General features: G+C 59.0%; 14 protein-coding genes and 1 pseudogene. 6 read left to right on the plus strand and 9 right to left on the minus strand.

The window, feature by feature from the left end:
* The first annotated feature begins 229 nt into the window (after nucleotides 1-229).
* Together DW49_RS0112885 and csrA are read left to right on the plus strand one after the other, a co-directional pair.
* Nucleotides 230-562 (plus strand): YnfA family protein, encoded by a 333-nt coding sequence (locus DW49_RS0112885; RefSeq protein ID WP_003381025.1) that lies wholly within the window; start codon nucleotides 230-232, stop codon nucleotides 560-562.
* A 169-nt stretch (nucleotides 563-731) separates the two neighbouring features.
* On the plus strand, nucleotides 732-926 hold the full coding sequence (gene csrA, locus DW49_RS0112890) for a carbon storage regulator CsrA (RefSeq protein ID WP_005616279.1): 195 nt from the start codon (nucleotides 732-734) through the stop codon (nucleotides 924-926).
* 2 nt (nucleotides 927-928) lie between these two features.
* Here csrA and DW49_RS0112895 read toward each other — a convergent pair whose 3' ends face one another.
* The 5 genes from DW49_RS0112895 to DW49_RS1000000133670 all read right to left on the minus strand — a co-directional run bounded on the left by DW49_RS0112895 (nucleotide 929) and on the right by DW49_RS1000000133670 (nucleotide 6,572).
* The gene (locus DW49_RS0112895; RefSeq protein ID WP_004879420.1) at nucleotides 929-1,156 is read right to left on the minus strand and encodes a YheU family protein; all 228 of its coding nucleotides are present in this window, start codon (nucleotides 1,154-1,156) and stop codon (nucleotides 929-931) included.
* A 72-nt stretch (nucleotides 1,157-1,228) separates the two neighbouring features.
* Nucleotides 1,229-2,425: an osmoprotectant NAGGN system M42 family peptidase gene (locus DW49_RS0112900; RefSeq protein WP_005616285.1), complete on the minus strand. Its 1,197-nt coding sequence runs from the start codon at nucleotides 2,423-2,425 to the stop codon at nucleotides 1,229-1,231.
* Nucleotides 2,426-2,507: 82 nt separating this feature from the next.
* Complete coding sequence (ngg, locus tag DW49_RS0112905) at nucleotides 2,508-4,256, minus strand: N-acetylglutaminylglutamine synthetase (RefSeq protein ID WP_005616287.1); 1,749 nt, start codon at nucleotides 4,254-4,256, stop codon at nucleotides 2,508-2,510.
* A 3-nt stretch (nucleotides 4,257-4,259) separates the two neighbouring features.
* Nucleotides 4,260-6,032 carry an N-acetylglutaminylglutamine amidotransferase gene (locus DW49_RS0112910; protein ID WP_005616289.1) on the minus strand — a complete coding sequence of 591 codons (1,773 nt, stop codon included), beginning with the start codon at nucleotides 6,030-6,032 and terminating at the stop codon, nucleotides 4,260-4,262.
* A gap of 36 nt (nucleotides 6,033-6,068) precedes the next feature.
* Nucleotides 6,069-6,572, minus strand: a complete 504-nt coding sequence (locus DW49_RS1000000133670; protein WP_229687533.1) for a tyrosine-type recombinase/integrase — start codon at nucleotides 6,570-6,572, stop codon at nucleotides 6,069-6,071.
* A 321-nt stretch (nucleotides 6,573-6,893) separates the two neighbouring features.
* Here DW49_RS1000000133670 and DW49_RS0112920 point away from each other — a divergent pair, with 321 nt between their 5' ends.
* Nucleotides 6,894-7,277 (plus strand): antiterminator Q family protein, encoded by a 384-nt coding sequence (locus DW49_RS0112920; RefSeq protein WP_005616291.1) that lies wholly within the window; start codon nucleotides 6,894-6,896, stop codon nucleotides 7,275-7,277.
* A gap of 114 nt (nucleotides 7,278-7,391) precedes the next feature.
* Here DW49_RS0112920 and DW49_RS1000000130110 read toward each other — a convergent pair whose 3' ends face one another.
* Nucleotides 7,392-8,060: a YopT-type cysteine protease domain-containing protein gene (locus DW49_RS1000000130110; protein ID WP_161780198.1), complete on the minus strand. Its 669-nt coding sequence runs from the start codon at nucleotides 8,058-8,060 to the stop codon at nucleotides 7,392-7,394.
* A 48-nt stretch (nucleotides 8,061-8,108) separates the two neighbouring features.
* Between DW49_RS1000000130110 and DW49_RS01000000128315 the strand changes: the two are divergent.
* From DW49_RS01000000128315 to DW49_RS0112940, 3 genes and pseudogenes are all read left to right on the plus strand, one after another.
* Nucleotides 8,109-9,183 (plus strand): annotated as a pseudogene (locus DW49_RS01000000128315) (IS630 family transposase).
* 473 nt (nucleotides 9,184-9,656) lie between these two features.
* Nucleotides 9,657-9,974, plus strand: coding sequence for a phage holin, lambda family (locus DW49_RS0112935; protein WP_024421276.1), 318 nt, complete (start codon nucleotides 9,657-9,659; stop codon nucleotides 9,972-9,974).
* A complete protein-coding gene (locus DW49_RS0112940) occupies nucleotides 9,971-10,357 on the plus strand; it encodes a hypothetical protein (protein ID WP_005616298.1) in 387 nt (128 codons plus the stop codon). Before DW49_RS0112935 ends, DW49_RS0112940 begins: the two co-directional genes overlap by 4 nt.
* A 426-nt stretch (nucleotides 10,358-10,783) precedes the next feature.
* Here DW49_RS0112940 and DW49_RS0112950 read toward each other — a convergent pair whose 3' ends face one another.
* Genes DW49_RS0112950 through DW49_RS0112960 form a run of 3 tightly spaced genes read right to left on the minus strand, consistent with a single transcriptional unit; the run spans nucleotide 10,784 to nucleotide 14,998 of the window.
* A complete protein-coding gene (locus tag DW49_RS0112950; protein ID WP_005616300.1) occupies nucleotides 10,784-11,863 on the minus strand; it encodes a lipocalin-like domain-containing protein in 1,080 nt (359 codons plus the stop codon).
* Nucleotides 11,853-14,330, minus strand: a complete 2,478-nt coding sequence (locus DW49_RS0112955; RefSeq protein WP_005616302.1) for an ABC transporter permease — start codon at nucleotides 14,328-14,330, stop codon at nucleotides 11,853-11,855. The genes DW49_RS0112950 and DW49_RS0112955 overlap by 11 nt, the downstream gene beginning before the upstream one ends.
* Entirely contained in the window at nucleotides 14,330-14,998 is a 669-nt protein-coding gene (locus DW49_RS0112960; protein WP_005616303.1) for an ABC transporter ATP-binding protein, read from the minus strand. The genes DW49_RS0112955 and DW49_RS0112960 overlap by 1 nt, the downstream gene beginning before the upstream one ends.
* Between the last annotated feature and the right edge of the window lie 157 nt (nucleotides 14,999-15,155).

A 15,155-nucleotide genomic window follows, 5' to 3' on the forward strand; every position in this document is an offset into this window, starting at 1 on the left:
CTCTGCGTCGTCAAAGAGGACGCGGAGCGTCCAGAACGGCATGCGACGCGGAGCGCCGCACGATAGTGGTCGTTAAGATGATCGTTCTCTACGCTCCAGCGTGGGAATGCAGTCCGCGACGCGGAGCATCGTACGATAGCGCCCACCGGGCAGAAGCCATCTCGGTCATGACCGCACAGTTTTCTGATAGGGTTGCGCGCATCGCTCAGCCCTGTCCCGAGAACCTTTCATGCTCAATTACCTGTGGTTTTTCCTCGCCGCCCTGTTCGAAATCGCTGGCTGCTACGCTTTCTGGCTCTGGCTGCGTCAGGGTAAAAGTGCGCTGTGGGTGATTCCGGCGCTGATCAGCCTGACGGTGTTCGCCTTGCTGTTGACGCGTGTGGAAGCGGCTTATGCCGGGCGAGCCTATGCGGCGTATGGCGGGATTTACATTGTGGCGTCGATTGCCTGGCTGGGGCTGGTCGAACGGGTCAGGCCGCTGGGCACCGATTGGCTGGGGCTGGCGTTTTGCGTGATCGGCGCGACGATCATTCTGCTGGGGCCGCGCTGGTCAGCGCCCTGAAACGGTCAGTCAGCAGCGACATTTCCTACAGATTTGACTGGAAAGTAAGACATTTCCTTCAGTCTTTTCTGATGCGGTTGCAGGACGTTACTGATTTGCCACCCGCGCATTGAAGCCCCCTCGCTTGCGATGCACCCTGCCTCTTTTGCGTAACGAAGAGGTAGGACACATGCTGGTATTGACGCGGGACATTGGCGAAACGTTTTCCATCGGTGATGACATCACCGTGCAGATTCTGGGCGTGAACTGCAATCAGGTCCGACTGGGCATCAGTGCGCCCAAGGACATCAAGGTTCACCGGGCCGAGGTGTACAAGCGAATCGCCAACAAACTTTCGCAACAGGCCGCGCAGACGCAGCCATAACCTCAGTCAAAAAATTCCTTGGGCACATCGTGCTTGAGCATCAACTGACATTGCTGGCTCTCGAGGTCGAAAAAGATCACCGCCTGACCTTTGGTCAGCGCATGCCTGACGCGCAGTACACGGGTTTGCAGGGGCGTTTCGTCGCCGTTGTCAGTGCCCTCGCGGGTGACAAAGTCCTCGATCAGGCGGGTGAGGGTGTCAGGTTCCAGTTGATCGTAGGGGATAAGCATGGCGGTTCTCTTGTCGATGAGCGGCGATGATAGAACTGCGGTGCCAGGCACCGCAATTCAATTCACGGGGCCTTAACTCTCCTCGCGATTCTGCCCGATCAGGCTGTCCACCGGCGGCACGCGGGTGTCGGACTCCATCTGCGCGTCATGTTCAATCTGGTGACTGAACCGCTCCAGTGAACTCTGCGCCGGTTTGGCATCGCTGGCGAACACTGGCGGGCTGAGGATGTACGCGCCAAGCAGTTTGCTGAGCGCGGCCAGGCTGTCGATGTGGGTGCGTTCATAACCGTGGGTTGCGTCGCAGCCAAAAGCCAGCAGGGCGGTACGAATATCATGCCCCGACGTCACCGCAGAATGCGCATCGCTGTAGTAGTAGCGGAACAGGTCGCGACGGACCGGCAGCTCGTTTTCCACGCCCAGACGCAGCAAATGACGAGACAGGTGGTAATCATAAGGGCCGCCCGAGTCCTGCATCGCCACGCTCACCGCATGCTCGCTTGAGTGCTGGCCCGGTGCGACCGGTGCAATGTCGATGCCGACGAACTCGCTCACGTCCCAAGGCAGCACGCCCGCTGCACCGGTGCCGGTTTCTTCGGTGATGGTGAACAGCGGATGGCAGTCGATCAGCGGCTCGGCACCGCTTTCGACGATCGACTTGAGCGCCGCCAGCAGCGCGGCAACACCCGCTTTGTCGTCCAGATGGCGGGCGCTGATGTGGCCGCTCTCGGTGAACTCCGGCAGCGGATCGAATGCCACGAAGTCACCAATGCCAATGCCCAGTGATTCGCAATCGGCGCGGGTGGTGCAGTAGGCATCCAGGCGCAGCTCGATGTGGTCCCAACTGATCGGCATTTCATCGACAGCGGTATTGAAGGCATGACCGGACGCCATCAATGGCAGCACGCTGCCACGGATCACGCCGGTGTCTGTGAACACACTGACCCGGCTGCCTTCGGCAAACCGGCTGGACCAGCAGCCGACGGCGGCAAGCGCCAGGCGGCCATTGTCTTTGACCTCCCGAACGCTGGCACCAATGGTGTCCAGGTGCGCGGATACAGCGCGGTCGGGGCTGTTCTGTTTACCCTTGAGGGTTGCGCGAATTGTGCCGCGACGGGTCAGTTCGAACGGAATACCCAGTTCTTCCAGACGCTCGGCCACGTAACGCACGATCGTGTCGGTGAAGCCCGTGGGGCTTGGGATCGCGAGCATTTCCAACAGAACTTTCTGCAGGTATTTCAGATCCGGATCGGGAATGGTTGCAGGGGTCATGAATGCTCCTTATGGAGCAGTTGCAAGCCACAGGCTGCCAGGGTCAAAGCCCCGGTGTGCAGCCTGTTACTCGCAGCTGCGATCAGATATGCACAGGCAGGCTGTGCGGAAACAGCAGATCGACGAAGCGTTCGGCAGTGGGTTGCGGTTCGTGGTTGGCCAGCCCGACGCGCTCGTTGGCTTCAATGAACACATACTCGGGCTGGTCGGCGGCAGGCACCATCAGGTCCAGGCCGACCACCGGAATATCCAGCGCTCGGGCAGCACGTACCGCTGCCTCACTGAGTACCGGGTGCAAGATGGCCGTGACATCTTCCAGGCAGCCTCCGGTGTGTAGGTTGGCAGCGCGGCGTACGGCCAGGCGCTGATCCATCGGCAAGATATCGGCATAGTCAAAACCGGCCTCACGCACTGTGCGCTCGGTTTCCTGATCCATCGGGATACGGCTTTCACCATCGGTCGCGGCAGCACGGCGACGGCTTTGCGCTTCGATCAATTGCTTGATGGTGTGACGGCCATCGCCAATGATTTCTGCCGGGCGGCGTATCGCCGCGGCCACCACCTGAAAGCCGATCACCACGATGCGCATGTCCAGGCCCTCGTGAAAACTTTCCAGAATCACGCGAGCATCGAACTGTCGCGCCTGCTCGATGGCGCTCTGCACGTCCTCAGGTGTGCGCAGGTCAACCGCGACGCCTTGGCCTTGCTCGCCATCCAGCGGCTTGACCACAACTTGCTTGTGCTCTTCAAGAAACGCGCGATTGTCGGCCTCATCGCCCGCTCGCTGCTGCGCCGGCAAACGCAGCCCGGCCGCTTTCAACGCGCGATGAGTCAGGCTCTTGTCCTGGCACAGGGTCATGCTGACCGCGCTGGTCAGGTCGCTCAACGATTCCCGGCAGCGAATACGACGGCCGCCATAGCAGAGTGTGAACAGCCCTGCATCGGCATCGTCTACCTGCACGTCAATACCGCGACGATGCGCCTCTTCGACGATGATCCGCGCATACGGATTGAAGTCCGCCTGCGGGCCAGGGCCGAGGAACAGCGATTCGTTGATGCCGTTCTTGCGCTTGATGGCGAAGGTCGGCAGGTTGCGAAAATTCAGCTTGGCGTACAGCGCCTTGGCCTGCTCGTTGTCATGCAGCACCGACAGATCAAGGTAGCTCAGGCCACGGCTCATGAAATGCTCGATCAGATGGCGAACCAACACCTCACCCACACCTGGGCGCGTGCATTGCGGGTCAACCGCCAGGCACCACAGGCTGCTGCCTTTTTCCGGGTCGTTGAACGCCTTTTGATGGTTGAGGCCCATGACACTGCCGATGATCGTGTTGCTGCCTTCGTCCTCGGCCACCCAGTACACCGGGCCGCCCTGATGACGCGGGGTGAGCAGGGCAGGGTCGATGGGCAACATGCCGCGCGCCAGGTACAGGTTGTTGATGGCCTGCCAGTCGGCTTCGTTGTGTGCCCGACGGATACGATAACCGCGAAACACGCGCTGCGCCGGACGGTAGTCGCTGAACCACAGACGCAACGTGTCCGAGGGGTCGAGAAACAACTGTTGCGGCGCTTGCGCCAGCACCTGCTGTGGCGCGGCCACATACAAGGCAATGTCGCGTTCGCCGGCTTTCTCGTTAAGCAGGTCCTGCGCCAGCGCTGCCGGGTCAGGATACGTATGACCGATCAGCAGGCGCCCCCAGCCACAATGCAGGGCCAACGGCTCTGCATCGATCTGGCTGCCATCTTCGGCGAGGCGTGCTTGCAGACGTTCATACGAGGGCGACTGTCCGCGCAACAGGCGTTGGCTATAAGTCGTCGCGTTCTGTTTCATCAATCACAGTCCTTGTTCGCTGAGCCACAGGTTCAGCGCGGCCAACTGCCACAACTTGGAGCCGCGCAGCGGCGTGAGCTGGCCTTCGGGATTGGTCAGCAGCTTGTCGACCATAGTCGGGTTGAACAGGCCGCGGTCCTGGCTCGGATCGGTCAGCAGTTCACGTACCCAATTGAGCGTATCGCCCTGCAAATGCTTGAGGCCGGGCACCGGAAAGTAGCCTTTCTTGCGGTCGATCACTTCTGATGGAATGACCAGCCGCGCCGCTTCTTTCAGCACTTGCTTGCCGCCATCGGGCAGCTTGAACTTACCGGGAATACGGGCCGACAGCTCGACTAGACGATAGTCGAGAAACGGCGTACGCGCTTCCAGGCCCCAGGCCATGGTCATGTTGTCGACACGTTTGACCGGGTCATCGACCAGCATCACCGTGCTGTCCAGTCGCAAAGCCTTGTCGACCGCAGCGCTGGCACCCGGCTGGGCGAAGTGATCGCGAACGAAATCACCGGCTGCATCGTTGGCCGTGCGCCATTTTGGCTGAACAGTGTCCGCGTATTCGGCGTAGCTGCGGTCCACAAAGGCGTCACGGTAGGCCGCGACCGGGTCGCTTGCGCCATCGACTTGCGGGTACCAGTGATAACCGGCAAACAGCTCGTCAGCGCCCTGGCCGCTCTGCACGACCTTGCAGTGCTTGGCCACTTCGCGCGACAGCAGATAAAAGGCGATGCAGTCGTGGCTGACCATTGGTTCGCTCATGGCGCGGAACGCCGCAGGCAACTGCTCGATGATCTCGCTTTCCTGAATGCGCAACTGATGGTGACGCGTGCCGTAATGCTTGGCGATCAGGTCCGAGTACTGGAATTCATCACCACGTTCGCCGCCGGCATCCTGGAAGCCGATGGAGAAGGTTGACAGGTCCTCGACACCCACTTCGCGTAGCAGGCCGACCAGCATGCTCGAATCGACACCGCCCGAAAGCAACACGCCGACGTCTACCGCCGCACGCTGACGAATGGCCACCGCTTCGCGTGTGCTGTCCAGTACACGGTCGCGCCAGTCTTCCAGCGTAAGATTTTTCTCGTCCTCGTGGGGACCATAAGGCAGGGTCCACCAGACTTTCTGCTCAACCTTGCCGCTGGCGTCAATGCGCATCCAGCTGGCAGGCGGCAACTTCTCGACGCCGGCCAGCAGCGTACGCGGTGCAGGCACCACAGCATGGAAGTTGAGGTAATGATTGAGCGCCACCGGATCAAGCATCCCGCTGATATCACCTCCCTTGAGCAGGGCAGGCAGCGAGGACGCGAAGCGCAGGCGCTTGTCGGTTTTCGACAGGTACAACGGCTTTACGCCGAGACGGTCACGGGCAATAAACAGCTGCTTGCTGTCGCGCTCCCAGATGGCAAAGGCAAACATGCCATTGAGCTTGGGCAGCATCTCTGCGCCCCACGCGTGGTAGCCCTTGAGCAACACCTCGGTGTCGCCACCGGAATGGAACTGATAGCCAAGGCTTTCCAACTCGGCACGCAATTCGGGGAAGTTGTAGATCGCACCGTTGAAGGCCATCGACAGCCCAAGGTTGCTGTCGATCATCGGCTGCGCCGAGCCATCCGACAGGTCCATGATTTTCAGACGGCGATGCCCAAGGGCAATCGGCCCCTGGCTATGAAAACCCCACGCATCCGGGCCGCGAGGCGCCAGCTCATGGGTAATGCGTTCAACAGCGGCAAGGTCCGCTGGTTGATGGTCGAAACGAAGTTCACCTGCTAATCCGCACATTTGTCCTAAACCTTATGTGTTTCGGCGTGTTTGGCGTTACTGGCTTTCGGTGCGTACCAATTTCGTACCACTTTCACTCATATTGAGCTTTTCAAGCTCTGCCCAGTCGCTCGGCGAGCTGATCCACTTCGCATAGGTCGACAACAATACCTGCACGCTGTGCCCAAGTTGCGCGGCAATGAATGCCGGATTCATGCCGGACATCAGGCACATGGTTGCGTAGGTGTGGCGCGTGTCGTACATCCTGCGCCTTCTGATTCCCACCTTCCGCATGGCGCTCAGCCAGTAACGTTTTGGCCCTGTCTCGGAGCGGATAAAAAGCTCTGCTCGGTCCCCATTCCCTTCGGGTGCAAACACGTAATCAGAGCGCAGCTCCGTCAGCGGCCTAGCCTTATCGAGTGCATGTAAGGCCCGATCGTTCAATAAAACTTCCCTCACCACCTTCGTTTTTGTCCTTTCCTGAATCTTCCCGTAGATGCGAAGCCGGCATACCCGTGCCGATCTTTTGCGGGTATCCACCTCGCTCCAGCGCAGGGCCATCGCCTCGCCCGGACGCATCCCCGTGTAGAAAGAAAACTCGAAAATGCTGCGTAGATGGCCTGCAAACCGCTTGTCGATTTGTAGAGCTGGTCAATCAATGCGTCTGCCTCTTCGCGCGTCAGCGGGTCAATCTCGCGCTTCACACCTCGAGTCGCGGGTATTGATGCGGCCGGGTTGCGCACTATCAATTCATCACTGAGAGCCTGGGCGAAGATGCTGGTGACGATCCGCACGGCACCTTTCCTGCGGCTGGGGGACGGCCACTGAATATCAGAACAACCGCCGCGGTGCCGGTGGCTCGAATTACACAGGGGACTGACCATGATGACTCGCAACACGCTGCGCCGCCCGCTGGGTGAAACTGAAAACATGCTGGAGCAGTGGGGGTATTGGCGTATGGATGGTATGGGTGTGCCCAGCTACGCCTCGCCCACGCTCGCCCTGATGCGAGATGCCATGCCGATGCCCGGTAAGTCGTATGTGATCACCGACGAGCTTGCTGGCCTTGTGGACGCCGCCGTGGCTGGCCTATGTAACCGTCACCAGCAGATGGGCGACATGGTTTGGTTCTACTACGGCGCCAAGTGGCCAGCGATCCGGGTCGGTCGCCACTATTCGATGAGCGAGGGCAAGGCCCGCGAGTTGATCAAGGCCGGTGCAGCCTGGGTGGATTGCTATTTGGAGGGAGTTCGAGCGGCGGCGTAAAAAAGAGTTGTCCATATGGAATAGCTCTGTTTCCATGGCACGGTGTTCAGCTGTACCAGCGCGACACGATGACAATTAGACCTCAGCCAATCGCTGGGGTCTTTCGTTTCAACGTTACGAAACTCTAAACTCGTTTACGCAAGCCACATCGTAATTCAAGCTCTCGTAGTAATCGATCAAAGCCTTAAGCATCTGAGGTGCTGCACTGCGGGATGAGTGAAGCTCACCAAGATGAGGATCGAACAACTTGAACTGATCTCCTTCACAAGAACAAGCGATTCCATGACCTTGAAGGTTTCCAAAGCGTAAGCTCAGTAAATGCCTTCTGCCTGCCTGAGCCACATCGCTTGCTACTGTCTGGGCCATTCGCGCAATACCACCTGATGCATCAACAATTTTAGGTCGTCTACGTAATGAAAAACCCGCATTTTCCAGAATGGCGGTGCTGGCAGTGAATAACGGGGCTTCATCATCATTTGAAAGTGCAGAGGCCAATGTATTGTTAAAGACCTGATGTCTCTGTGCTCCGTTACTTTGCCCCGCTCCATGATAATCAAGGTGGTCCATTCGTGATTGTGCGTTGCCGGAGTTGCTCATTAAAAGCCACTCAGTGGAAAGGCCAGTGCAGATATTGTCTCTATTGACATCTCTTGGAGCTACCGCAAAATCATTGATGTTTGTGTGCCTAGTAGAACTACCTCCTTGACTTACGCTTGAAGAATGTGCGCACCCTTTATCACCCAATATTAGTGCTGGTGTGCTGTTCGCGAAATAGCTTTCCAAGTTTTTCAGTTATACTTCGGGTGTCATCCCAGCCTTGGAGAGCTTACCGTGAGCGCTCTGGATATCACGCTTAGCCCTGAAGAAAAGACCGAGCTAAAACGGCGAGTTCGCTCTGCCACCATCCCTCAGCGAGAAGGTCGGCGAGCACGCATAATCCTACTGGCTGCCGAAGGCGAAACCCGAGATAACATCGCACGGTTGACGGGCTTTTCCCGCCCAACGATCACGCTCTGGTGTCAACGTTTCCAAACACGTCGGCTGGACGGACTGGTCGATGAACCTGGGCGTGGACGCAAGTCGCCGCTACCTGTCGAGACGGTTCGCCGCGTCCTGGAGCAGGTCACCCGACCCCGCATCGGAGATGCCGCGCTGGAGTTGTCGTAGCATGGCAAAGGCGGCGGGGATTTCCTCGACCACCGTCCATAAACTATGGGCCGCCAATGATTTAAAGCCTCACCTGACTCGCACATTCAAGTTGTCCAACGACCCGCATTTCGAGGAGAAATTCTGGGATGTGATCGGGCTGTATCTGGAGCCACCAGACAAGGCGTTAGTGCTGTGCTGCGATGAGAAAAGCCAGGTTCAAGCCCTGGAAAGGACGCAACCGGGCTTGCCTCTGGGTATCGGTCATATCCAGACCAAATCCCATGACTACATTCGCCACGGCACGGTCACGCTCTTCGCTGCGCTGGATTATCTTCAGGGCAAGCTGATCAGCAGCATTGAGCGCAAGCACCGGCATCAGGAATGGCTGGCCTTTCTCAAGAAAATCAATAAGGAAACGCCCAAGCACCTCCAGTTGCATCTGATCGTCGACAACTACGCGACCCACAAACACGCTGCGGTGAAGGCTTGGCTGGCAAAGCATCCACGCTTTCATATTCATTTCACACCCACCTCCAGCTCTTGGATGAATATGGTTGAGCGCTTCTTTCGAGACATCACGGTGTACCTGCGCGACGGCAGCTTTTCCTCCGTGCGTGAGCTGGAGAGTTCGATTACAACGTTCATGGCGTTGCGCAATGCTCAACCGACCCGGTACGTCTGGAACGCAAAGGGGGAAGGGATTTTGAACAAAATCCAAAGAGCACGCGCGAAGCTTGAGACGGTTCAGAAAAAGTAAGTTATTTCAAAAACAGCACACTAGAAACGGATGTATCCCTCTGCTTCTTGGCTTTAGAGCTAAGTCTAAAGGCATTTCTCGGCTCGTTTCCGAATGCCCAGCCTGAGGTGCGCTCGATGCTTGTGGAGCATGGTTGTCTTGATAATGCACAGTAGCAAGCGCTGGTGTTGCCATGTTTATCTTCATGTATACCTCGAATTTTTCCCGTTACGGCTTTTGGCTTAAAAGCTGTCCAGCCATCCTAAAAGCACTATTTGAGTGTCCGAATTACCCTCCCGGTTCCATAGGGCTATGGCTGGGCAGGTCGAGAAAATCAAACCGGTTGCTGAAACTGTCCTCGACATTCTGCGCAAAGAGCTCAAGCCCGGCGGAATCCTTTACCGCCGCTAACTTGCCCATTGGGCAAACCCAGAACCCGCCATTGAGCGGTCTTTATTTTAAACCCCCGAAAGGGCGGAACCCGGACGCGCACCATGCCCGAAAAGAACCCCGACTTATGGGCGCAGGTCTGGATGGCCCTATCTAACCCACTCTGGCAGGGCGCGATCATGGCCGTCATCGTCTCATTACTGCGAATCCTCTACGACGCGAAAGAGACCAGCAAACGCCGCATCTGCTTTGAAGCGTTGATCTGTGGCGCGTTGAGCCTGGTTGCGTCCAGCCTGATCGAGTGGATGGCCTGGCCACCAAGCCTGTCAGTGGCTGCTGGTGGGACCATCGGCTTTCTTGGCGTTACCGCCATACGCGAGCTGGTCACACGGTTCATTGGCCGCAAGGTGGACATCACATGAAGGCTATCGCCGCTGCAATCATCATCGGCCTTGTGGGCCTGTTGCTTGTTGGTATCCAGCAGTACCGCGTCGTTGCCCTCAGTGGTGCCATGCAGATGGAGACCAAGAGCAAGAACGACGCCATCGCTGCCAACAACGAGAGCCAGGCCACCATCACCACGTTGCGGGCCGAGGCCCAGCGTAACGCTGCATATCAGAAAGACCTGAACCAGCGGATCAAGGCCAGCGAAGACAAAGCCAAAAAGGCGAGGAAAGATTTTGAAAAGCTCAAGACAGATAGCAAGCCTGTTCGTGACTGGGCTGCTCAGCCTCTGCCTGACGGCCTGCGCGGCAAAGCCGGTGCTGGTAACAAAGACGTCAGCGGTACGAATCGAACCCCCTGAGCTGATCCCCTGCGAGCGCATCAACGCTGATGAGGCCGATCTGCGGCTGAACGGTGATGTGTGGGAGCTGAAAGATCAGGCCATCAAACTGCTGGACACATGCGCTGACCAGGTGGATGCGCAGATCCAGCGCAGCCAAAGCAAATAGCTATAGAGGTCTGCCATGTCCAAGCCCGACAGCTTTCACTATCCCAGCGATGGCCGAGGCCCGCGCCGTGTTTACGTCAACGGCAACGAGACACCGGGGGTGTCATACACCTGCTAATCCGCACATAAGTCCTTACCGGGTTTCCGTTGGGGAGGTGACTGAGAAAGTGCAGTCACCCAGAAACTGACCCAGTGAGGGCGGGGTAGTTTTAGATCAAAAAGTTATAAGGGCGAGAGTGCGGCTCGGTGCTTATGCTCACAGGTCTTTTGGAAAACGCCTCAATACCCCGTCATCTCCAGATACCCAACCCCCTCCTGGCTATCGCTGAAACTCACCGGGCCTTCCCAGTAGGGGATGCTTGTGCCCATCCAGGCCTTGGAGTTCAGCGCCTGGGTGGTGATGTTCAGGTTTCTGCCGGGGATCCTGATTGTCCACCTGGTGGGCACCTTGTGGTCGCCGATCGAGGTTTCGTTCAGGGGTTCAAGGCTGATCTCGCTGGCGTGCAGCAATGTGGTCGTGCCATCGGCGCTGATCCAGTTGCCGGTCAGGTAGGGCGTGCCGTTCTTGTAGCGGATGCGGTAGAGCATCAGGCGGTCGCCGTCTGCCAGTTGCAGGGAGAACCAGTCCCAGCCGCTCTGGTTGGCGGTCAGGGGCTGACTGCTCCATTCCCGGTCCAGCCACGCTTTGCCGGTGACCTGATGGGTTTTGCCTTCTATGACCACACTGCCTTTGGCGTCGAAGAACGGCTGGCTGTAATAGTAGGAAGCCTGGCCTGCTTCGGATTTCTGGCTGTAGCCTTGTTCGCCCTGTAACACCAGCGGTTTGCTGGAGGTAAGCTGCAGGTCGTAACGGAAATCCTTGCCGCTGGCTTTCAGTTGCATCATGGCGAGCGGGTCGTTGTTTTGCGCATCACTGGTGAATGCCCAGTCGTCGATCCAGGCCGAGAAGGGCACCAGTGTGACGTTCGCCTGGCCGATTCCACCCCGAGCATAACGCTCTGCCACGTAGTGCCCGTTGCTGGACGTTGCCGCCGCATGGCCCAGCCAGATCGTGCCTTCATTCCAGCCGCTGGCCGGCTGCGCGCCGGGTCGCAAGGCGCTGCGAAACAGGGTCCATTGCACGCCGAACTGCTGGCCAGCGTCGTCCTTCAGCGTAGCCGTGACATACCACCATTCGATGCGAAAGCCAGGGTGCTGGCCGTGGTCCTCGGGGAAGGAAAATACCCGGCCCGGCGTCACCTGAGTGTAGGCGTCGGCGGCATTGCCCAGCCCGGCGAAGCCGCTTTCGGGCTGCGGTTTGTCATCGCAGGCCGCGAGCAGCAATGCGATAGCCAACGGCATCAGCCACTTAATGTTCACTGGTAAAGGTCCTCAGTAAATCCGCTGGGCGGCTGCGGTACAGCTTCAGCAGCGGCCAGGCCGAGGCCAGCAGGGTGGCTAGTATTGCCAGTGACATGAGTTGCAGCAATTGCAGTGGGAATACTTGCAGTGGCAGGCGCCAGCCAAACGCCTGAACATTGATCACCGCATCCAGACACCACGCGATCATCAGGCCCAGCGGTATGGAGAATGCCAGCGTCAACAGGGCCAGCAGCCAGGTTTGCCCCAGGTTGAGCAACATCAGTTGCCGTCGCGTCACACCCAGCGCCCACAACGGGGCGAGTTGCCCGAGGCGGCTCTGGCTCTGGGTCAGCAGGCTGATGAATAGCGCCACGCCAGCCACGCCCAGCGTCAGGCTATTGAGGGCGGCGGTGGCTGAGAATGTACGTTCGAAGATCTGGGTTGACCAACGCTTGATCTGGCTCTGATCGATGACGTGATTGTCGTCGAGCGCAAAGCGGTCTTGCAGTTGCTTCACCAGAGGCGGAATCGCGGCCTGATCGACCCTCAGGTTGAAACGGAACGGGCTCAGTTGCGGCCAGTGGGCAAGCAGATGTTTTTCGTTGACCAGCAGATGGCCCTTAGGGTTTCCATAGTCGGCGTAGATCCCGACGATGCGCGGCGTCCATTGGCCGTTGGGCACGGGGATGTTCAAGGTATCGTTCAGCGTGAGCTTGAGACGGCGTGCCAGTTGTTCGCTGAGCATCACCGTATCGCCGTCACGCAAAAGGTTCCACGGATCACCCTTTACTGATTCAAGCAGTTCCCAGTGCTGGCGGTAGATGGTGTGATCAACCACGCCGAACAGGTCGGCGGGCCATCCCTGAACCTGTACCGCTACTTGCCAGTTGGGTATCACTGCGCTGATGTGCGCTTGCTGGCTCAGCCAGGTTTGTAAAGGTTGAGCCTGCGTCGGGTCTTGCGGGCTGACGTAGAGCTCGGCAGTCAGCCGCTGCTCCAGCCAGCTATTGAACGTCTGGCGAAAGCCCGAGGTCATGCTGCCCACGCCGATATTGGCCGCCATCGCGAGCAGCAAGGCCATCAATGCCAGGCTCAACGCGGGCAGCTGCTGCCTGCAATCAGCCAGAAACCATTGCCCCAGCACCGAACGACTGCGTGTCAGCAGGCCGCCGAGCATGGCATCCAGCAGCACCGGTAGCCCGAGCCCTGCACTGAATAACAAGGCGGACATCAATACAAAACCCAGTAACAGGCTGTTGCCGAACAGCAAAGCCAGTAGTGCGACGAGCGCACCGGCCGCTGCAACCCACGCTTGTCGCCGCAGCCAGCGTGCGTGGGCCTGCTGCCATGCATGGGCATCTGCCAAGGCAAGCAGGGGCAGGCGTGCCGCACGCAACAGGCTGTTGATACCGGCCAGCAAAGCGCCAAGCAGGCTCAGCCCGATGCCGCTGAGCCACCACCACAGGCTGAGGTTCAGTTGGCCAGCGACTTCGGCCCCGTAAAGACCGCGCAAACTGGCCACGACATCCGGCAGCAACAAGCTGGCCAGCAAGTAGCCGCTGACCACACCCAGCAGACCCCCGAGCAGGGCCATGGCGCCCAGTTCGATGCTAAGGGCCGTGATCAGCATTCGCGCACTGACACCACAGGCACGCAGGTTACGCAGCAGGCCGCGGCGTTGTTCCAGTGTCAGGCCAATGGCAGCGTGTACGATAAACAGGCCCACTCCGAACGACAGAACGCCCAAGGCGCTCAGGTTCAGGTGAAAGCTTTCTGTCAGCCGTTGCAGGTTGTTTTCTTCGTCCGTCTTGCGGATGACCAACTGACCGTTCAGCGCTGGCGGCAACTGTGGGTTGCGCGCCGCGAAGTCCTTGTGCAGCAGCAAGCTGGACAATTCATCGGGCTGGCCGAGCAATGCTTGAGCAAAGCCGATGTCAGTGAGTAGCACGCCGGGGGCCATATCGGGTTTGACGCGCAGCGGCGGCAAGGCAACGCCATTTTCGCCCAGTGGCTGCCGGCCCTCTTCAAGCCCCAGCGACTCAAGGGTCTGCGGTGATACCCAGGTCGCTCCCGGCGGGGTGAGAAAATCAACGACCTGATCGGAGTCCAGTGTCTGTCCGGCCAGTGTGCTGTTCGGCAACGTCAGCGGCTCGATGCCGAGCAATTGCAAGCGCTGGCCTTCCAGCCCCTTGAGCGTGATTCGTCCGCGTATGACTGGCGACACCGGCCAGCCTTCACGGCGCAGCTGTATGTACAGTTCCTGAGCAAACAGCCCGCCGTCGGGCGCTGCGATGCTGGTCTGCGGCTCGCCGCCAATCAACTGGCTGGCACGCTGGTAGCTTTCCCGTGCCTGACTATTGAGCGCCTGCACGCCGGTCAGCAGTGCGGTGGCCAGCCACAAACCGGTCAGCACGCTGAAAAATTGCACGGGATGACGTCGCCAGTGGCTCAGTAATGCGCGCAGGGTCCAGTAGAAAACTCGCATCAGCGCTCGCCTTCGACTGCCAGACGACCGAGATGCAGCACCACTTTGCGCGCCAGTCGGTCAGCGACCCGCGGGCTGTGGGTGACCATCAACAGGCTGGTGGGGCTGTCGGCGAGCACATCCAGCAACAATTGCAGCACTTCGTCACTGGTAGTCTCATCGAGATTTCCGGTGGGCTCGTCAGCCAGCAGCAGGCTGGGCCGTGAAGCGAGGGCGCGACCTATCGCTACCCGCTGCTGTTGTCCGCCGGACAGTTGCTCGGGATAACGATCCAGCAGCGTGCCCAGCCCCAGACGTTCGATCAAGTGCGTCTGCCAGAGCGCATCGAAACGCCCGGCCAGTCGTGCCTGGAACGCCAGATTGTCAGCTATTTTCAGGCTGCCGATCAGGTTGAACTGCTGAAACACCAGGCCGATTTCGGTACGCCGCCAGTTCGCCAACTGGCTTTCGTTCATCAGGTCCAGGCGTTGGCCGGCAATCTCGATGCTGCCGTCATCGACCTGATCAAGGCCCGCGACCAGATGCAGCAATGTGCTCTTGCCACTGCCGGATTCGCCCATCAACGCCAGGCTTTCGCCCTGTGTCAGGTGCAGGTCCACGCCCCTTAATACATTCAGCGGCCCCTGTGCCGTGGTGTAGCGCTTGAATACGTTTCGCACTTGCAGCATGAGCGGCTCAATGGTTCTGACTGAGTTAAAAGAGTAGCGCCTGAGCGCGTGCTCGTAGGAAATATCGTGCGACGCTCCGCGTCGTATGCCGTTCCGGACGCTCCGCGTCCTCTTTTGCGACGCAGAGCGTCGAGAGCTGCATTCCCACGCTGGAGCG

It is taken from the genome of Pseudomonas avellanae BPIC 631 (assembly GCF_000444135.1).
In the GTDB taxonomy this organism is placed as follows: domain Bacteria; phylum Pseudomonadota; class Gammaproteobacteria; order Pseudomonadales; family Pseudomonadaceae; genus Aquipseudomonas; species Aquipseudomonas avellanae.